Origin of the sequence: Lentibacillus sp. CBA3610 (assembly GCF_013373365.1) — a bacterium.
In the GTDB taxonomy this organism is placed as follows: Bacteria; Bacillota; Bacilli; order Bacillales; family Amphibacillaceae; genus Lentibacillus.
In genome coordinates this window covers 2,112,139-2,131,859 of sequence record NZ_CP035925.1, presented here as the reverse complement: position 1 = coordinate 2,131,859, position 19,721 = coordinate 2,112,139, and the positions used below count along the sequence as shown (strand labels likewise).

Here is a 19,721-nt window from a genome sequence, read left to right as displayed (position 1 = left end):
GTTCAGTCCTAGTCTAACTGATAAATGAAATTAAATTCAAAAATACAGAAACTATCAAACGTGCAGGCCTGGCGAAAACATAACGATTGTATAATTATATTATTTATATAATAATAATAGTTATAACCTATTGTTTGAAAGGATAAGGATGACATGGAGCTGAGACAACTTGAATATTTTATGGCGGTCAGCAGAGAATTGCATTTTTCAAGAGCTGCTGAGAAGTTAAATATAGCGCAGCCGACATTGAGCCAGCAAATTCAAATTTTAGAAGATGAGATGGGTATACCACTATTTGATCGGATTGGCAAAAAAACAGCTTTGACAGAAGCGGGAAAAATACTGTTACACCATACTAAACGGGTGTTTTATGAAATTGAACAAGCCCAGGCTGCATTGAGAGATTTAAATGGCCTGCAGACAGGAAAACTCACGATAGGCTCCCTGATGACATGTGTCAGCTACCTGCTGCCACCTGCCATATCAACCTTTAAGCAATCATATCCCAATGTTGATTTATCGGTGTTCGGGTTACGAACGGGCGACATTAAAAAAGGGCTCCTTGAAAATGGGCTAGATCTTGGGATTTCATTTTTACCAGTAGAAGATGAGGAGTTAGCATCGATTCCTTTATACACTGAAGAACTTTCCTTGGCTGTTCCAGTGGGTCATCCGCTTGCACAGGAAAAGGTTGAACTGGAGACACTCGAGCATTTTCCAACCGTTTTGCTGCCCGAAAATTACTTCCTCAGGCAGTTAATCGACTCTTATTGTGCAAAGCTCGGGATTTCATTACACCCGACACTTGAGATGACAATGTTGGAATCATTGACCCAAATGGTTTCTGAAGGCATTGGTGTCACCATTCTCCCTGCACCATATCTGGACTTTTTAAATAATTCTCATATTGTCAAGGTCAGGCTGGTTAACCCGGTGCTGGAAAGAAAGATTGGGTTTGTTTACCGAAAAGATAAGTACATGTGTGCCACGACAAGGGCTTTCATTGATCAGGTGACTGAAACCAGCAGTTTGATTAAAGAGGATGTTCAGACGCTGTGAAACACAAAATCGACTAAATGACGTTTCACTTTATTTAAAAAAGAGAGCGCATCATCATGATGGCTCTCATTTTATAAATCTATCCGTTTTTCACGTCTTCCATGCTTGCGCCATAATTAATGTGGTAGGGTTGGCCATCTAAAACGATTGCAGGGACTGATTTGACCCCGGCAGATTCCGCTTCACTGATTCGTGAGGAATCATTGTTGAAGTCAACAATCTCCAAATCTACCTTTGATTGGTCCAAAAATCCCAGCATATTTTTCTCTGCATCCTGGCATACAGGGCAGCCTGCATGATAAAAAGTTGCTTTACTCAAATGTATGACCTCCTCAAATAATGGTATACATCTAGTTTAAATCGATGGCAATAGATTATCAATAAGTCATTTTCTATGGTTATGATAGGCAAAAGCTATGGTTATTCAACGTGTTGGTGAGATAGGGTGAGTACCGTCGATTGGAGCTTCGGAGTGAAGTCAAATTTTCAGTCCATCTTTGACCGTCAATGAAACACATGGCAGGCGGGTCGATGTAACGGTGTCATCTGCCTCAAAAACATTGATCAGGTCATATTGTGTGCTCCCGGATTCCAGCATGTATTGCTCGATGGCTTCATTTTTGTAGTCGACAATCCAGTATTCAGAAACACCGAACGTGGCATAGCTTTCTTTTTTCATCATCCGATCCCGGTTGGCACTGTTGGGGGAGAGAATCTCAACGACTAAGTCAGGCGGCCCGACGATGGCATGTTCCTCAATAATATGTTCACGGCTGCGGTGAATCATCAGGATATCGGGCTGGCGTATTTCGATGTCGGAAAGAATGACATCAATCGGCGAATCAATGATGATATATTCGTTTTCGCATGAATCAGTCAGCGTTCGCTCCAGACGGTGGCTGACGCGTTGGTGTGTTGTACTTGGTGATGGCTTCAATTCAAGTATGCTATTAACTATCTCATACTGGTTATTATCTTCCAGCAGCTGGTAATAATCGTCTACTGTCCAGCCTGGTTCATTAATAACAGGCTTTTTATGGCGTTTTTTTTCATACATGACGTTCGCTCCCTTCAATCTACTTTTATTATCACATTTTTCGCAACAATATACCAGAAAAAGAGAGCAGTTGCTTGACTTTCCTGCTCAGTTTGAGGTTATACTGTGAAATTTAATAATGAAAACAGAAGGCTTGCCACCAAACTATATGGTGACAAGCCTTCATTATTTTTTAAGGGGGAGTATTGAAAAGCGTTACGTTATAAGTTTACCCTTGTGTATTATTTTTAAACATAGATTAATAAAAATTTTTTGAGTAAAATTTGAAATAAAATTTTAAAAATAGACTTGTTAATTAACATAAAGTTCTATATTGTGGATACTAGGAAAATATATTGCCGTAAAGGATGATTTGAATTTGGGTTACGTAATGGGAATTGATGGGGGCGGGACGAAAACGAAAGCTGTCATTGCCGACATGAATGGGAAGGTAGTGGTGGCACACACAACTAATTCAACCAATCCGAATATCACTTCAAAACACAAACTTAAAAATACACTGGAAACGTTATTTATATCGATTGAGAAGTCGTCAGGCATAGCCATGAAAAATATTAAAAGTGTATGTGCGGGTGTTTCCGGGGCGGGTAATGAAGCGAATAAAACGATTTTAAGCGATTTAATTGAATCATGCCTCCCTGATGGCATACCGGTTCGTATTGAAGCTGATACAGTCAACGCACTATATTCAGGCACATACGGGGCGCCAGGCATTGTACAAATTTCCGGTACGGGATCAATCACTTATGGCATCAATCGTCAGTTGAAACATGAACGTGCCGGTGGCTGGGGTTATCTATTCGGTGATGAAGGCAGCGGATATGATATTGGCAGACAAGGGATTATTAGTGCGCTCAAGTCAGCAGATGGACGTGGTCCCGAAACAGTTATGCTATCGATGATATATTCCCATTTTGACGTAAACGATGCCCAATCCCTCATACAAAACGTTTATTCCTCCACAACGCCCAAAAATAAAATTTCACCAATTGCCGAAATTGTCTTCGAAGCTTATAAACAGCATGACCCATCGGCGCAAGCCATTTTACATCAGGCAGCTAAAGAAATGGCCATAAGTATTGAAACGGTGTATGAAAAACTTTTCCAATCAGGCGAGGAAACGGAGGTTGTTTTGTGTGGTGGTGTTTTCAGTGAAAAAGATATACTGCCCGAGCTCATAAAAAGGGAATTGAATCATGACATTGCGACTGACGTTACGTTACCTGAAATGCCTCCTGTAGGGGGATCAGTTATTGGCGCTTATTTAATGGAGAACAGCGAATTAGATGAGACAGTTATCAACAATATCATTGAAACAATTTAAATGAAGAGGTGATACATATGTCACACACAAAAGGCGGGCTCGTCATTTTAAAAGAAATGATAAACAGTTTGCCACCATCAGAAAGAAAAATCGCTGAATATATTTTGAACAATCCTGAAGAGTCGATTCTTTTAACAGCTTTAAGTCTAGGGGAGAAGAGTCAAACAAGCAGTGCTGCAGTCATACGTTTGTGCAAATCGTTGGGGTTCAATGGGTTCCAGGAGTTAAAAATCAGGGTTGCCGGCGATCTTCAGGCAGAATCCGGTGATGACTATCGCGACATCGATCCTAACGAAGATTACCGGAGCATTATTAACAAGGTGACAACAAATACGATTCAGACATTAAAGGAAACGATTGATATTATGAGTGAAAAGCAGCTGGAGGAGGCTGTGACTGCTTTATCGAATGCAAAATCGATCATCTTCATTGGGGTAGGTGCATCATATATTGCTGCCAGCGATGCCGAGCAAAAGTTTACCCGCATCAATAAGCATGCCTATTCTTTTTCAGATGCCCATATGGCTGCCACTTCAATTGCCAATAAGGGACCAGGAGATGTTGTTGTTGGGATATCGTTTTCAGGCAACACTAAAGAGACAAGTCAATTACTGGAGATTGCCAGGCAAAAAGAAGTGACAACAATCAGTATTACAAAATACGGCAGTTCTTTATTGAGTCAGTTTTCCGATATCCAGTTGCATACATCAGCAGCAAGGGAAGCGACATTTCGAAGTGGTGCGACATCGTCTCGTATTGCACAGCTGCATGTCATTGATGTTCTGTTCATGTGTCTGGCGTCGGTGGAATATGATGAGACCATTAAATACTTGGATGAGACGAGGAAAGCCATTTCTTTATTAAATGTGGAAAGTTAGTAATCGCAGAATTGTATGCCACAACTGAAATTATATTACATAATTTTAAAATTAGATTGACAAATTAGTTCAAAAAACCTATAATAATAGTTGATTAACCGAGTGATTAAACATGTTTTGAAAGCGGTTCATCAATTGAATTCCTAATTTTTAAAAAGTATTATTGGGGATGAATTCCTATAACACAAATTAGTAGATTGGTTGCAGTACAATTCATTGATTGCAGGAGAAATTGAGAAAGATAAGATTCCATGGAAAAGGGTGTTCTTATGTCGCGGCAAAAAGATGTGCCGTTATCACAGAATACGATTGATAAGACACGATTAGGCAGCGCTTTTGACATTTTATCCCGGGAAATAGAAGCTCAGCGACTTCCTGGTGCTGCGGCTGTTGTTGGCAGAGAAGACGTGATTGTGGGTAGTTTTGCAAGCGGAAACATCATGTTGGATCCATCTGTGAAGGATTCTGTTAATAAACATACCATTTTTGACTGTGCGTCATTAACAAAAGTCGTTGTGACATTGCCATTGGTCATGATGCTCATTGAGAAGGGGCTGATTGAACTGAGTGAACCCGTCTCCACCTATATTCCTGCATTTCAAACGGAAGCTAAATCGCTGGTTACTATCAGACACTTGCTGACACATACATCCGGCTTGAAACCACATATCAGTGAAGACGTTACAAGTTGGAAACCTGATGAAGTTAAACAATTCATTTATTCGCAAGAGCTCGACAGAAGGCCGGGGGAGTGTGTCGTTTACAGTGATTTGGGTTTTATTCTATTAGGCGATATTATTGAAATCATTTTAAATAAACCGTTGGATGAGGCGGCTAACGAATATATTTTTAACCCAATTGGAATGGCTGATACATACTTTAATCCGCCCGAGCAATTAAAAAGCCGTATTGCCGCAACAGAATTCCGGGAAGACGCTGGCCGCTTTCAATGGGGAGAGGTTCATGATTAAAAAGCCCAAGCTCTTGGTGGTATAAGCGGTCATGCCGGCTTGTTTTCTACAGTCGGTGATTTGTCCCGATATGCTCAGATGTGGCTGAACAGAGGAAAGATTGGCGATACATTGGTATTATCACCTGTAACCATTGAAAATGCAATCATCAATTATACTGAATTGCTTGATGGCAATAGGGGGCTTGGGAGGGTTTTAAAAGGAGACATAATGGACGCATCCGGTGAACTTTTTTCGCGACATTCTTATGGGCATACAGGCTTTACGGGAACAAGTTTATGGATCGACCCTGAAAAAGATGTATTTGTCGTTCTTTTGACGAACAGGGTTCATTTGGGAAGGGATCATTCCATTTTCAGGTTAAGAAGACTATTTCATAATGCCGTGATGGCAAGTGTGCTTGATTAAGTTCCTGGAGGGGTTAACGAATGAAACTGGGAAATGAAAACTTATTCACAGAACCATATAATTCATTATTACGGGGTGCAAGAGTTGGAATTGTCACCAATTACACCGGCCTGAATTCATCATTTGAAAGAACGATTGACCGGTTGATTGATGAAGGTGTCAATGTGACGAAATTGTTCGCTCCTGAGCATGGTTTTTACGGTGTTGGTCAAGCGGGGGAATCTGTTTCAGATGAAGTGGACCCGAAAACCGGAATCGAAATCATTAGCTTATACGGGAAAAATAAACAGATGGCTAAACACTTATTAAGAGACATAGACACGCTGATCCTGGAAATTCAGGATGTCGGTGTCCGATTTTATACATATATTTCGACGATGTTTCATGTCATGAAAACTGCCGGGAATGCTGGTGTTCCGCTTGTTATTTTGGATCGGCCCAATCCACTTGGCGGTACTTTGGTGGAAGGAGCTGGGGTCGAGAACCGCTATCGCTCGTTTGTAGGCCAATATGACTTGCCTATTCGGCACGGTATGACAATTGGAGAGCTGGCCGTTTTATATAAGCATGAAAACGATCTTGATGCGGATCTCCATATCGTTAAGGTTGAGGGCTGGGATAGAGAGTGGCTCTTTTCAAACACAGATCTTAATTGGGTACCGCCTTCGCAGAATATTCCCAATTTTACCACGTCCCTTATTTATCCCGGAACAGCCTTTATTGAAGGCACAAACTTATCAGAGGGAAGGGGGACAACGATGCCATTTCGCTGGATTGGTGCTTTGTGGATAAACGGCGAGAAGTGGGCTGATGTGCTGAATGAACTGGATCTCCCCGGTGTGACATTTCGGCCGGTTATGTTTAAACCTGCACTCTCAAAATATGAGGGTGCGGTAATTGAAGGCGTTGAAGTGCATGTTACCGATAGCGACTGTTTTATTCCCACAGCAACAGGACTTCATATCATTGATCAAACATGGCATTTGTATCCGGATCAATTTGAATGGATTGAATCCGAGGGCAGTCTTTTTATTGATTTACTGTGGGGGAGTTCCAAATATCGTCAAGATTTAAACCGGGGAAGATCTGTTTCAGAAATAATTGAAGAATGGGAGGCGTATTCGGCAGACTTTATTAAACGAAGAAAGCCGTACTTACTTTATCCCGCATGTAACTGGCAGTAAGATCCCCATTTTAAAACGATGAGGTAAAACCAAAAAGGGGGTGGTGATGGTATAAACAAATGGGTTTGTCAGGTTTTTAATTTGCAAAAACAATTCAATGGGGGAGAGTAAAATGAAAAGAAAAAACCTGCTATTCGTGGCTTTTTTGGTCATGATTATGATGGTTGTGGCAGCTTGTAATGATTCTTCGGATACAACTGAAGCTGAAGGAGATGGAAACGGAAACGGAGAAGGTGGAGGAGACGAGGAAATAACACTTGAATTCTGGACGATGCAGTTACAGCCAACATTCACGGATTATATTGAAGGCATGATATCTGATTTCGAGGAAGAAAACCCAAATATAACGATCAATTGGCTGGACGTTCCGGCTGCTGATCTTGAGCAGAAGATCTTAGCTGATGTCAGTGCTGACAACGCACCTGATGTCGTGAATTTGAATCCGTCGTTTGGCGGCAGCCTGGCGGAATTGGATGCAACGGTAAACATGGATGAGGCCGTTTCAGAAGAGGAAAGAAGCCGTTATCTTGATGGTGCCTGGGAAGCCAATCAATTAGACGGGGAGACTTTCGGTGTTCCATGGTATTTGGACACAGCGGTGACGTTAAACAACTCAGCGATCTATGAGGAAGCTGGATTAGACCCGGAAGATCCGCCGGAAACATATGAAGAAGCAAAAGAATATGCAGAAATTATTCAAGAAGAAACGGATCAATATGGCTACTTTCCATCGTTGGACCTTTCACTTCCTTTACAGCATATGGAATTGATGGGTGTACCATTAATGAACGAAGATGGAACAGCGGCTTTCAATACGGATGACGGTGTTGAGGTGCTGGAATATTTCACTGAGCTATATGAAAATGACTTGATCCCTGCTGAATCTTTGACGGGTGACCAACGTGAGGGAACGAATTTTTATCAGTCAGGAGAAGTTGCATTTGGTGTTAACTTCTTTATAGCGGAAATTCAGGAAAACGCACCGGAAATCTATGAAAATACTGTACCTTCAGCAGCCATTACAGGTGACTCGGGCAAAAAGAACATGACTGTTCAAAACCTCGTTGTACCTGAGCAGACTGAACATCAGGAAGCCGCAGTAGACTTTGCTTTATTTATTACGAGTGCAGAAAATCAGGTTGAATTTGCCAAGTTAACACCGATTCTGCCGTCGTCAACAGAAGCCTTGGAAGATCCTTACTTTACAGACGTGCCTGATGATGCAGAACCAATTGATTTAGTGCGGAAAACATCTGCAGAGCAATTGCCGGACGCAGAGCTGCTGGTGCCGCCTATGGATAACTTCAATGATTTGCAAACAGTCATGCACGATGCATTTTCGCGGGCAATGATGGGTGAGGCAACACCTGAAGAGTCGCTTGCACAAGCTGAAGAGGAATGGAACGAGATTGTAGCTGAGTAATGATCGACAAGCGGAAGGATTAGGGGTGACCCTATCCTTTCGTTTGAATAAGCACTTATCGTTTGTTTTTGAAATGATTACCGGAGAAGAAGCAACATTTATTGGATCTCCTGAAAATAGGAGGATATTGGATGAACAGACAGAAATTAACACCTTATTTGTTTTTAATCCCCGGTTCCATCATCCTGGGAGCATTTATATTTTATCCTATGATGCGGGCAATATGGCTGAGTCTGACTGAGTATAACATGATTCAGGATGCTGAATTTATAGGTTTGGATAATTATGAGACCTTATTTCAGGACGATTTATTTTGGCAAACACTGATGAATACGTTTATTTATTTAATTGGCGTTGTGCCGGCGCTTGTGATTGTACCGATCTTTTTGGCGGTATTGGTGAATCAGAAAGTAAAGGGCATAGGCTTTTTCCGTTCTGCCTTTTTTGTACCTGTTGTGACGTCTCTGGTTGTTGCAGGTATCGCATGGGATTGGGTATATAAAGAACATGGCTTGCTGAATTATGCGTTGGAACTTGCGGGAATTATCAGTGAACCAATTGGCTGGTTAACGTCAACAAGCACAGCTTTATTTGCCGTCATGGTCGTGACAATTTGGAAAGGATTGGGATATTATATGGTTATTTATCTGGCCGGCTTGCAGTCCATCCATTCAGATCTTTATGAGGCAGCGAGAATCGATGGTGCAAACTGGTGGCAACAAATAACGCGTATCACAATTCCGATGTTAATGCCATTTATTCTGCTTGTTTCAATTATGTCATCGATCTCTGCGATGAAAGTTTTCGAGGAGATTTATGTCATGACAGGCGGTGGCCCCCTCCATAGCTCCGAAACCTTGGTGTTTTTCATTTATAACGAGGCTTTCGCTAACCTGAATATGGGCTATGCAAGTGCAGCCGGGGTTATACTGTTCCTTTTAACATTGATTCTTTCCATTATCAATATTAAATTCATGGGCAAAAAAGGAAATCTTACGTGAGGAGGTAACCAATTGGCTTTAACTTCTGTGAACAATCCCAAATCATTAAGTACCAGGCTTATTGGCGTTACTAAAAAAATATTAACCTACATCCTTTTAATATTACTAACTTTGTTTATGCTTGGGCCTTTTTTGTGGCTTGTATCGACAGCGCTTAAATCGGGTGGTGAAAATATCTTTCAGTACCCGCCCAAATTGATACCTGAGCAATTGACATTCACAAACTTTGTTAAAGTAATGGAGACTTTCCCGTTTTGGAGATACTTGTTTAATAGTGTTGTTGTTACCGTCTTTACTGTGTTTTTTAATGTTTTATTTTGCTCGCTTGCCGCCTATCCACTGGCGAGAATGAACTTCAAAGGAAAAAATGTCATATTCATATTAATTTTAAGTACCATGATGATACCATTCCAGCTGCTAATGATACCGATTTATATCATGTCGTTAAATCTTGGATTAAGCAATACATATGCTGGTATGATCTTGCCGCATATTACAACGGCGTTTGGTGTATTTTTAATGCGACAGGCATTTACCGTCATCCCCAAAGAATTAGATGAGTCGGCACGGATGGATGGGGCAAACAGTTTTCAGATTTGGCTCAGAATACTAATGCCGCTTGTGAAACCTTCGATCGTAACGCTGATTATCTTTACGTTTATTACGGCATGGGGAGATTTCTTATGGCCATTGATTATTGTAAGTGATCAGGATATGTTCACACTCCCGCTTGGATTAAATATGCTTTCCGGTACATTCACATCAGATTGGCGTTTGATTGCAGCCGGGGCTCTTATATCGATGGCACCGATTATCATTTTCTTTTTAATTCTCCAACGACACTTCATATCGGGTGTTATGAGGGGTGCTGTTAAGGGATGATAGGTATTAACAAAAAATAGCATACTATCATTTTGGAATTTAAAGATACAAAAACAATTTTTCACAAATAAGGAGAATGGCTGATTGGATTATATACTTGGCGTAGATGGCGGAAATAGCAAAACATATGCCGTTATTGTCAACAGTAATGGAGACCGGTTGGGGCAAGGGATCTCCGGTAACGGCAATCATCAGGGGACAGGAGTTGACAAGTTTCTGGAAAACATGCAATCAGCAGTAAACCAGGCACTTAATGAAGCTCGTCTTCAGCCGAGTGAGATCAGTTTTGCACAATTTGGCCTGGCCGGTGCAGACAGAGAAAAGGATATTCAACTTTTGCGTAATGCTTTGGCAACGTTACCATTTAAAGACTGGGATCTCGCACCTGACACACTGGAGGGCCTCCGGGCAGGAAGCCGTACAAATATAGGCGTGGTTCTGGTGTGCGGAGCGGGAACGAACGCTGCAGGCCGAAACAGTATCGGGGACACAGTCCAAACAGGCGGCTTCGGTTACAGATTTGGTGATGGCGCAGGAGGCGGTTTTATCGCCCTGGAAGCGTTTCGGGCAGCCGTACGTGCATGGGAACTGCGAGGCCCGCAAACATTGCTGACCGAAATGCTGCCGGCAAGTGTTGGTTTTCAACGTATGAAAGACATGTATCATTATTATTTGGACCATTTGCATGAAGAATTTCCTTTAACATTCACGCTAACAGTACACCAGGCAGCTGATAGGGGAGATGCTGAAGCCATCAATATTCTGAAAAAAGTCGGCTGGGAACTGGGATTGGCTGCCAACTCAGTTATTAAGCGATTAGGAAATTTTGAGATAGAACCAATTCCAATTGTTCTTGTTGGCTCGGTGCTGCAAGAAGGCAAAAATCCATATCTTTTGAATACGCTCGAAGAAACAGTGAAAAACGAAAACCCGGCAAGCGAATTCATTAATTTAGAGATGGAACCGGTATATGGCGCCATATTACTGGCGATGGATCACCTCAACATTAAAGCGAATGATGACATTTTGACTAAATTCAGTTCATATGGAGGCTATTAAGCATGACGACTAAAGAACTTAAAATTGCTGTAATAGGTGGCGGTTCTTCCTATACACCGGAGTTAATTGAAGGAATTATTCACCAATATGATGAATTGCCTGTCAGGGACTTATTTTTAGTAGATGTTGAAGCAGGACGGGAAAAACTTGAAATTGTTGGGGCATTGGCACAACGGATGATTGAAGAAGCCGGTGTTCCGATACGGGTTCATTTAACAACAGATCGAAAAGAGGCCATCCGAAATGCTGACTTTGTGACGACCCAGATTAGAGTGGGCCAGTTGGATGCCCGCACCCGGGATGAGAAACTACCGTTAAACTATAACTGTATCGGTCAGGAGACAACTGGAGCAGGCGGATTTGCCAAAGCATTACGGACAATTCCCGTGATTCTTGACATTTGTAAGGAAATCGAGGCGTTGGCACCCAATGCATTTTTAATCAACTTCACAAACCCGGCTGGTATTGTGACAGAGGCTGTTGTCAAGCATACACATGTTAAAAGTATCGGCTTGTGCAACTTGCCGATTGGGACCAAAATGACTATCGCAAACATGACCAATACAGATGTTTCGCAAGTCAATTTAGAATGGGTCGGTATTAATCATTTGAATTGGACAACAAAAATTCAGGTTGACGGAAACGATATTCTTGATGAAATCCTTCATAAATTGCCCGGAACAAAAGGCTTGAGTGTTAAAAATATACCGGATTTTGGCTGGGATCGTGATTTCTTACGTTCGCTCGGGGCTCTCCCATGCGGTTATCTCCGTTATTACTATATGACCGACAAAATGCTTGATGATGAACTGGCTTCTTTGGAGGCAAAAGGAACGCGGGCAGAAGTCGTCAAAAAGCTTGAGGAGGAATTATTTGCGTTATATAAAGATCCCGATTTATCACATAAGCCTGAACAGCTGGAGAAACGGGGCGGGGCATATTATTCCCTGGCAGCCGTTAATTTGATCACGTCAATTTATACTAACAAAAAGGATATCCAAACGGTTAATGTTCAGAACAATGGCGTGTTGCCCTGCTTAAATGATGATGTTTCAGTGGAAGTTAATTGTGTTATTGACGCAGATGGTGCACATCCCATTCAGATTGAGTCGCAGCCAAAAGCACATATACGCGGGTTACTGCAAGTTGTGAAGGCTTATGAAGAGTTGACAGTGGAGGCCGCGGTTAAAGGCGATTACGATGCAGCATTACAGGCATTGATGGTTCATCCGTTAGTAACATCTGTTGATACAGCAAAGCCGCTTCTTGATGATATCTTACATGAAAATAAAAAGTTTTTACCGCAATTCGCATAGATATATATTACTTTACTGGGAGTGTTTGTGTGGAGACAGGAATAACAATGCGAGAAAGAGACCCGAGGAAGCATAATCAACATGTTATTCCGGGTATTGACGTTTTTTTAAATGAGCACCTGGATTGGGTGAAAGATAAAAATGTCGGGCTTATAACGAACCCAACAGGCGTGGACCGCCGTTTGAACAGTGATATTGATTTGTTGCATCAACACCCGGATGTTCACTTAATTGCTTTATATGGTCCTGAACATGGCATACGAGGCAATCAGGAAGGCGGAGAACATGTCGACACTTACATGGATCAGCGGACAGGTTTACCTGTATACAGTCTGTATGGATCTTCCTGGAAGCCAACGAAAAAGATGACAGAAGATGTAGATGTCTTATTATTTGATATTCAGGATATCGGCTCCAATGTATATACCTATATTTACACGCTTGGGTTTGTTATGGAATCAGCGGCTGAATTTGACAAGGAAATAATTGTATTAGACCGGCCGAACCCTATTGGCGGTACAAAGGTGGAAGGGCCGCTGCGTTCTCCTGATGCCGTCAGTTTTATGGGGCGTTTTTTGCTGCCTGTCCGTCATGGGTTAACCGTTGGCGAGCTGGCTACCATGTGGAATCATGAATACAATTTGGACGTCAATTTAAAAGTTGCTGAAATGCGGGGATGGAAACGTGCGATGCATTTTGAGGATACTGGGCTCCCGTGGGTTATGACGTCACCTAACATACCAACTCAAGCAAGCGCATATTTATATGCAGGAACTGAATTGCTTGCCGATACGACTTTATCAACCGGTATTGGTACCACAAAACCTTTTGAACTTGTTGGAGCACCGTGGGTTAATGGAGAAGAATTGGAAAAGGAAATGAATAATCGCGAACTTTCCGGTGTTCTATTCAGATCGGTTTATTTTACACCGATGCACGGGGAAGACGAAGGTAAATTAATTGGAGGCGTTCAGGTGCACATTGTCGACCCATCTAAAATAGATTTAGTAGCGTTAGGCTTACATTTAGTTGATGCGATGCGAAATCAGAGTCCTGATGACTTTGTCATGGAATCCGGCTATGTCAATATTATTGGCAATCGTGAGGTCCCTGAAATGATTATGAATCAGGAATCGGTTGATAAGATCATTGCCTCATGGACAGCTGAATTGAATCAGTGGATTTCAGAAGTAAGAAATCAGTATTTGCTTTATAGTTAAATGATTCGACCGTTTTCTTTGCACGAACTATTTTGGCATCACGACTGGAAACTTAAAATAGGTTTTGAATATACGAGACAAGGAGATCATCATGAAAATGGAATTGTCTGAACTGACGACTGAAAAGAGAAATCCGGATAGTATGCATCTGGATCAAATGGATACGATGTCGATTTTGCAAACAATCAATAATGAAGATAAGAAGGTAGCACTGGCCGTTGAATCTGTGTTGCCTCATGTGGAAAGTGCTGTTGAACAAATCAGTACGGCACTTCTTAGTGACGGGAGATTGTTTTATATAGGAGCGGGAACGAGTGGCAGATTGGGTGTGCTTGATGCCTCAGAGTGTCCGCCGACTTTTATGACACCGAAAGATTTGGTGCAAACAGTTATGGCTGGAGGTGATGCTGCATTTTTCAATGCTGTTGAAGGCACTGAAGATCTGGAAGCACAGGGCGAAACAGATCTTAAGGCGCGCAATATTACAAAAAAAGATGTTGTTGTCGGCATAACCGCAAGCGGAAGAACACCTTATCCGATTGGTGCTTTAAAGTATGCACAGCAAATCGGGGCTTATTCAATTTCACTATCATGCAATCAAGGTTCGCTGATCAGCAACTTTGCAGATTGCCCGATTGAAGTGATTGTTGGGCCGGAAGTTTTGACAGGGTCCACAAGAATGAAAGCAGCTACAGCACATAAAATGATTCTGAATATGATGAGTACAGCCACGATGGTTAGATTAGGCAAAGTTCATGAAAATTTGATGGTGGATGTTCATGCGAGCAACTATAAACTGAAAGAAAGAGCAAAGCGCACAATCATAGAGGCAACAAATGTTTCATATGGTGAAGCGGAAAATGTACTTAAACAGACAAACTATCAAGTGAAGCCAGCTATCGTAATGATTGAAGCTGATGTAACCTATAGAAAGGCAGAAGAGGCGATCACATATACAAAAGGCTATGTCAGAGAGGCAATTGATTATTTTTCCCGCTTATGAGTATCATAAATTAACCTGAAAGTCTGTGTCACATGAAGTGATGCAGGCTTTTTTTGTACTATTGCTCAATATCCGGTAAGCCTCCATAAACAAGCTGATTCCGATTCAATAATAGTAATTTTTTAAATATTTCATACATATAGTTAGACAAGGATACACGATAACATAACTTGAAATCATTCCTGAAAGTGGTCAAGTATTTGGCTTAACGAACAATTTTATTATAAACAAACCAACTCACTGTTTCATAAAAACCAAAGGGGGAGAAATTGTGGAAAAACGATTGAAGGGGCGTTTATTGCTGGTATTGCTGGCGGCTGTACTGCTGGTATTCGTGGCAGCATGCTCTGATGACAGCGGAACAGAAGATTCGTCTGACGACAGCGGTGACAGCTCAGGTGAAGAAATCAGTGACGGCACAAGCGATGGCGAAGGTCTGAGCGGAACATTGGAGGTTCAGTATTTTGTCGGTGGTTATGGTGACTCATGGTGGAAAGAGGTAATTGGTGATTTTCAGGCACAGCATCCTGACCTGGAAATTGTTGAACATGCCGGACCGAATATTAACGAAGAAATGAGGTCCCGCTGGGTATCCGGAGATCCGCCTGATGTTGTTTATATTGATGGTGCCGGATCAAGTGAAACACAAATGGTAGAGGACGGTCAGCTGATGGATTTGACTGACTGGGTACAAGATATTGAAGTGGATGGAACGCCTTTGATGGATAGTTTCATCGTACCGCCATCCGATTTTGACGGAAGTATCTACAGTTTGCCATTGGTCTTTGATACGTGGGGTACATGGTATGATATTACCTGGTTTGAAGAAAACGGCTGGGAAGTACCAACTGATTTTGACAGCTTCATGAGTTCAATGGGACAAATCCAGGAAGATACAGGTATTGCGCCATTTACAACAAGTGGCCAACATCCATATTATTTCCTGCGCGGTATGCTTTATCCGGCGTTTGGAGCAGCTGGCGGAAACGAATTATTAAATGACGTGATTACCGGTGCTGAAGGTGCCTGGACGAGTGATACTGTCCTTGACGTTATGAAGAAAGTGGAGGAAATGCAGCAGGAAGGTTATATTGACGAAGGATTTGGTGCGATTAACCATACGCAATCACAAATGAATTTCCTGCTTCACGACAATGCCTATATACCTGTAGGCTTCTGGCTGCCAAATGAAATGGAAGGTGACAAACCAGAGGATCTGGAGTATGGTTTCATCCCGTCACCAATGAATGAAGCGGGCGAACCAATGGCTGTTGTCCCTGATCTGCGTCCGTTGGCGATCGCTGAGGAATCCGAAAATCCTGAAGCAGCTAAAGCATTTGTTGAGTTTGTTTACACGAAAGAGTATGCGAGTCTTTTCTCTGAGCATACCGGGGCGATTATGAATCTTGAAGGTGTTGATTTGGCATCAAATAAAAACGTCCCGCAATACTTGATTGATGCAAACGAAATGATTAATGATCCGGAACAGGCCGAAATTTATCATAAGCCACATCCGATGAGTGCGGATTTGGAAACACCGATCAGTGATTCACTCGTTTCCCTGATGCTGGGTAATATAACAGCAGAAGAGTTTGTCGAAGAAGCAGAGGCAGCAGCTGCTGAGTATCGGAACAGCCAGTAATATTCGATTGAAGTGCCAAATAAACGAGTAGGCAGAAAACGCGACCAGAGACTTACAAATCGATTGAGTCGCGGATCTTCCGGAAAAACAGTAAGTCATATGGAATGCAGAGAGCACCCTGCTTTACTGCATTCCATACCATTATTTTCACAAGAAAGTGTGATTGAATGGTACAGTCTAAAAAACAAAAGTACCTGTTTCTGGCTTTTTGCCTGATTCCAACGTTCATTATGTTCAGTATTTTTACGCTTTACCCATTATTCAGCGGACTATATTATTCGTTCTTTGAAATGTCGGGTTCGTCACAGGCGAGGGAATTTGTTGGATTCGACAACTATATACAATTATTCAAGGATGAGATTATACCGGCGACCATCTGGCATGACTATTTCCTGGTTATTACAAAAGTGATCGGTATTATGATTATGGCAATGTTTATTGCGGTTGCTTTGACCCAGCTGAAAATTAAGGAAGCCCCGTTTTACCGGATTATCTTTTTCTTTCCGAATATCATGTCTGTTGTCGTCATTGGTATCTTGTGGGCGTTCATTTACAATCCGGATTTGGGTCTGATTAATTCAGGTTTGGAATTCCTTGGACTTGAAGAGTGGACAAGGGCTTGGTTGGGGAATGAAAGTTGGGCTTTGACCAGTCTTGTTTTGCCGTCTATTTGGGCCGGTATCGGGTTGTTTATGCTGCTTTTAATGGGCGGGATTGCCAATATCCCGAAAAGCTATTATGAAGCGGCACGGATTGACGGGGCAAATGAATGGCAGCAATTTTGGAAAGTTACACTACCACTTGTATGGCCACAGATTAGAATCTCCATTCTATATATTGTGATTACAACGTTAAATGGCTCGTTTATCATTGTACAAGTTATGACCGGGGGCGGACCGAATAATGCGACACATGTGATGGGATCCTATCTCTATCAACAGGCTTTCCAGCAGTATAATTTTGGATACGGAGCAGCGATTGGTGTCATGATATTAGTCATTTCCTTAATTACTGTATTATTCCTGCAGCTATTACTGCGTCGGGAAAAGGTGGAATACTGATGGAGAGGAGGAAACCGGCATGAAGCGAAGTGTAAGTGAAATGATATCGCGAACAGGCATCAGGATTCCATTGATATTGTGGTCAATTGCGGTATTATACCCGCTGATTTGGATGTTTATTGGATCGTTTAAGTCGAATGCGGAAATATACGCTAATCCGTGGGGCTTTCCGGAAACATGGAACTTCCAGAATTTTGTTACGGCATGGACCGAATATAATATAGATACAAGTGTCTTCAATAGTTTGATTGTGACGGTCGTTGGGGCTGTTTTGACATTGGTGCTGGCAATCCCGACTGCATATGCGCTTGAACGGATACGTTTTAAAGGAAGTCATTTTTTATTTACATTGTACATTTCAGCTATGATGATTCCAATGGTACTCGGCTGGATTCCGCTGTTTTTCTTGCTGGCTCAATTCAATTTATTGGATAATATTTTTGGACTTGCGATTGTGTATGCAATCAGCCAGCTGCCGTTTTCGATTTTTGTATTGACAAGTTTTATGAGCACCATACCAAAATCGCTGGAAGAGTCAGCTGCAATGGATGGCATGTCACCCTATGGTGTTTTGTGGAAGATTATTACACCGCTATCCATGTCAGGCATTGTTACGGTTACCATCATGAACGCGATTCAGTTCTGGAACGAGTACTTTATGGCGCTCATCTTCCTGCAATCGGAAGGGAATTACACGCTGGCGTTAGCCATTGATTTTATCAGCAGTGAGGCCCAGTATACAAACGCATGGGGAACGCTATTCGCAAGTCTTGTCATTGCGATTGTTCCGGTCATTATCCTTTATGCGATTTTCCAGCAGCGAATTGCCAAAGTATGACAGAAGGTGCGATAAAAGGCTAGATTCAGAACCAGGTTATACTGACAAAAAATGGGTGCCTCCTATATGGAAAGCACCCGATACTTATTATAAAAGGGGGAATCTTATAGCTTATATTCATCATAAATCGATAAACCTCGAACGTCCATACGACAAACGGATTAAAAAAGTTGTGCAAGTTCGTTTAAATGTGTCGAATGTTATAGGTACTAAGCTTTAGCAGTTGCCAGTCAAGCAGGAAATTACTATACTGGTAGTATTATGCCAGATGAAGAGGTTTTTAGATTATGAGACATTCGATGCTGCAAAATAAATGGATTGTTTGGGGATTAATTCTGCTTATTACACTCATTTGGGGCTATGCATGGGTTTTTATGAAAGGCTCATTGAATTTTATGGGACCGTTCACGTTTTCGGCGTTTCGGTTTGGAACGGGTGCGGCGACACTGCTATTGGCTGTATGGCTGCTAAAATCCGGTAAACCGCCTCGAGACATGTGGAAGCACCTGATTGTTATCGGGATATTGCAGACAACCATTGTGTTTACATTTGTCATGTATGGGATGCAGTTTGTCGATGCCGGGAAATCGTCAGTTCTTCTCTATTCGATGCCGTTATGGAGCAGTATTTTTGCCGTAAAAATTCTAGGTGAAAAAATAACATCGGGAAAAGTGCTCGGCTTAGTAATCGGCATGCTTGGTCTGGTTACCATTCTTGGCTGGGATATCTTCTTCGTGCAGAATCCGGCGGTCATATTTGGAGAACTCCTGATTATTGTTGCAGCCGTTTCATGGGCGGCAGCGAATGTGTACTACCGGATGAAATTGGAAGGTATGACACAGTTACAGGTATCAGCCTATCAAATGCTGTTTGGAACAATCGGTATCATCATTGCCACGCTGTTTGCTGAATGGGGTGACCCTGTCCAGTTAAACGGTGAAAGCATTTTTTACATATTATTTACGGGTGTTCTGGCGTCCGCATTATGTTTCACGGTTTGGTTTGTGTTGTTGAGCATTATAGATATGGTTTCAGCAACATTGTCTACATTGCTCGTCCCGGTATTTGGCCTGTTTTTCGGGTGGCTGATTTTGGGCGAGGAGCTGACAAACAGCATTCTGATCGGATCTGTTATGATCATCGCCGGAATTGGTGTCGCGCAGATTTTTGGGAAAAGCAAAACTACGTGACGGGAATCGGTGACATTTTGCTGTATTATGCAGTGCGAAAAATGAGATTGGAATAAAAGAGTTTTAATGAAAGAAGAATCCGAACCAGAAATTATGGTAAGTTACAACCCGCTCCGGAAATATACTCCGCTTTCCGCGGGCGGCTGGTGAGCCTCCTCGTGCTGCCGCACTGCGGGGTCTCACCTATGCCTTTCCTCCCGCTGGA

16 protein-coding genes and 2 pseudogenes are annotated in these 19,721 nt (G+C 42.1%); 16 read left to right on the top strand and 2 right to left on the bottom strand.

What is annotated here, in order from left to right; all coding sequences use genetic code 11:
* Positions 1-153 precede the first annotated feature (153 nt).
* Complete coding sequence (locus tag Len3610_RS10710; protein WP_176447940.1) at positions 154-1,059, top strand: LysR family transcriptional regulator; 906 nt, start codon at positions 154-156, stop codon at positions 1,057-1,059.
* Positions 1,060-1,138: 79 nt separating this feature from the next.
* On the opposite strand, the gene Len3610_RS10705 is transcribed toward Len3610_RS10710, so the two are convergent.
* Positions 1,139-1,378, bottom strand: a complete 240-nt coding sequence (locus Len3610_RS10705; protein ID WP_176447939.1) for a thioredoxin family protein — start codon at positions 1,376-1,378, stop codon at positions 1,139-1,141.
* 159 nt (positions 1,379-1,537) lie between these two features.
* Positions 1,538-2,116: a Uma2 family endonuclease gene (locus Len3610_RS10700; RefSeq protein ID WP_176447938.1), complete on the bottom strand. Its 579-nt coding sequence runs from the start codon at positions 2,114-2,116 to the stop codon at positions 1,538-1,540.
* Between the two features lie 358 nt (positions 2,117-2,474).
* On the opposite strand from Len3610_RS10700, the gene Len3610_RS10695 reads away from it, so the two are divergent.
* The 15 genes and pseudogenes from Len3610_RS10695 to Len3610_RS10620 all read left to right on the top strand — a co-directional run bounded on the left by Len3610_RS10695 (position 2,475) and on the right by Len3610_RS10620 (position 19,516).
* The gene (locus tag Len3610_RS10695) at positions 2,475-3,440 is read left to right on the top strand and encodes an N-acetylglucosamine kinase (protein WP_176447937.1); all 966 of its coding nucleotides are present in this window, start codon (positions 2,475-2,477) and stop codon (positions 3,438-3,440) included.
* A 17-nt stretch (positions 3,441-3,457) separates the two neighbouring features.
* Complete coding sequence (locus tag Len3610_RS10690) at positions 3,458-4,318, top strand: MurR/RpiR family transcriptional regulator (RefSeq protein WP_176447936.1); 861 nt, start codon at positions 3,458-3,460, stop codon at positions 4,316-4,318.
* A 251-nt stretch (positions 4,319-4,569) separates the two neighbouring features.
* A pseudogene (locus Len3610_RS20930) lies at positions 4,570-5,697 on the top strand (serine hydrolase domain-containing protein).
* A 20-nt stretch (positions 5,698-5,717) separates the two neighbouring features.
* The gene (locus tag Len3610_RS10675) at positions 5,718-6,881 is read left to right on the top strand and encodes an exo-beta-N-acetylmuramidase NamZ family protein (RefSeq protein ID WP_176447933.1); all 1,164 of its coding nucleotides are present in this window, start codon (positions 5,718-5,720) and stop codon (positions 6,879-6,881) included.
* A gap of 112 nt (positions 6,882-6,993) precedes the next feature.
* The gene (locus tag Len3610_RS10670; RefSeq protein ID WP_176447932.1) at positions 6,994-8,304 is read left to right on the top strand and encodes an ABC transporter substrate-binding protein; all 1,311 of its coding nucleotides are present in this window, start codon (positions 6,994-6,996) and stop codon (positions 8,302-8,304) included.
* Between the two features lie 131 nt (positions 8,305-8,435).
* Positions 8,436-9,305: a carbohydrate ABC transporter permease gene (locus tag Len3610_RS10665; protein WP_176447931.1), complete on the top strand. Its 870-nt coding sequence runs from the start codon at positions 8,436-8,438 to the stop codon at positions 9,303-9,305.
* A 12-nt stretch (positions 9,306-9,317) separates the two neighbouring features.
* Positions 9,318-10,187: a carbohydrate ABC transporter permease gene (locus Len3610_RS10660; RefSeq protein WP_255259561.1), complete on the top strand. Its 870-nt coding sequence runs from the start codon at positions 9,318-9,320 to the stop codon at positions 10,185-10,187.
* An 84-nt stretch (positions 10,188-10,271) separates the two neighbouring features.
* Positions 10,272-11,246, top strand: a complete 975-nt coding sequence (locus Len3610_RS10655; RefSeq protein ID WP_176447930.1) for an N-acetylglucosamine kinase — start codon at positions 10,272-10,274, stop codon at positions 11,244-11,246.
* 2 nt (positions 11,247-11,248) lie between these two features.
* Positions 11,249-12,562, top strand: coding sequence for a 6-phospho-beta-glucosidase (locus Len3610_RS10650; protein ID WP_176447929.1), 1,314 nt, complete (start codon positions 11,249-11,251; stop codon positions 12,560-12,562).
* Positions 12,563-12,591: 29 nt separating this feature from the next.
* A complete protein-coding gene (locus tag Len3610_RS10645; RefSeq protein WP_176447928.1) occupies positions 12,592-13,782 on the top strand; it encodes an exo-beta-N-acetylmuramidase NamZ family protein in 1,191 nt (396 codons plus the stop codon).
* Positions 13,783-13,879: 97 nt separating this feature from the next.
* Positions 13,880-14,785, top strand: coding sequence for an N-acetylmuramic acid 6-phosphate etherase (murQ, locus tag Len3610_RS10640; RefSeq protein ID WP_176449628.1), 906 nt, complete (start codon positions 13,880-13,882; stop codon positions 14,783-14,785).
* A 271-nt stretch (positions 14,786-15,056) separates the two neighbouring features.
* The gene (locus tag Len3610_RS10635) at positions 15,057-16,427 is read left to right on the top strand and encodes an extracellular solute-binding protein (protein WP_176447927.1); all 1,371 of its coding nucleotides are present in this window, start codon (positions 15,057-15,059) and stop codon (positions 16,425-16,427) included.
* Positions 16,428-16,594: 167 nt separating this feature from the next.
* A complete protein-coding gene (locus Len3610_RS10630; RefSeq protein ID WP_176447926.1) occupies positions 16,595-17,488 on the top strand; it encodes a carbohydrate ABC transporter permease in 894 nt (297 codons plus the stop codon).
* A gap of 19 nt (positions 17,489-17,507) precedes the next feature.
* A pseudogene (locus tag Len3610_RS10625) lies at positions 17,508-18,349 on the top strand (carbohydrate ABC transporter permease).
* Positions 18,350-18,613: 264 nt separating this feature from the next.
* Positions 18,614-19,516: a DMT family transporter gene (locus tag Len3610_RS10620; RefSeq protein WP_176447925.1), complete on the top strand. Its 903-nt coding sequence runs from the start codon at positions 18,614-18,616 to the stop codon at positions 19,514-19,516.
* Positions 19,517-19,721 lie beyond the last annotated feature (205 nt).

Bases quoted from the DNA above. Each gene is read 5' to 3' on its own strand.
- Len3610_RS10690 (WP_176447936.1), top strand. From the start codon at position 3,458: ATGTCACACACAAAAGGCGGGCTCGTCATTTTAAAAGAAATGATAAAC.
- Len3610_RS10650 (WP_176447929.1), top strand. From the start codon at position 11,249: ATGACGACTAAAGAACTTAAAATTGCTGTAATAGGTGGCGGTTCTTCC.
- Len3610_RS10675 (WP_176447933.1), top strand. From the start codon at position 5,718: ATGAAACTGGGAAATGAAAACTTATTCACAGAACCATATAATTCATTA.
- Len3610_RS10700 (WP_176447938.1), bottom strand. From the start codon at position 2,116: ATGTATGAAAAAAAACGCCATAAAAAGCCTGTTATTAATGAACCAGGC.
- Len3610_RS10710 (WP_176447940.1), top strand. From the start codon at position 154: ATGGAGCTGAGACAACTTGAATATTTTATGGCGGTCAGCAGAGAATTG.
- Len3610_RS10670 (WP_176447932.1), top strand. From the start codon at position 6,994: ATGAAAAGAAAAAACCTGCTATTCGTGGCTTTTTTGGTCATGATTATG.
- murQ (WP_176449628.1), top strand. From the start codon at position 13,880: ATGGAATTGTCTGAACTGACGACTGAAAAGAGAAATCCGGATAGTATG.
- Len3610_RS10665 (WP_176447931.1), top strand. From the start codon at position 8,436: ATGAACAGACAGAAATTAACACCTTATTTGTTTTTAATCCCCGGTTCC.
- Len3610_RS10630 (WP_176447926.1), top strand. From the start codon at position 16,595: ATGGTACAGTCTAAAAAACAAAAGTACCTGTTTCTGGCTTTTTGCCTG.
- Len3610_RS10620 (WP_176447925.1), top strand. From the start codon at position 18,614: ATGAGACATTCGATGCTGCAAAATAAATGGATTGTTTGGGGATTAATT.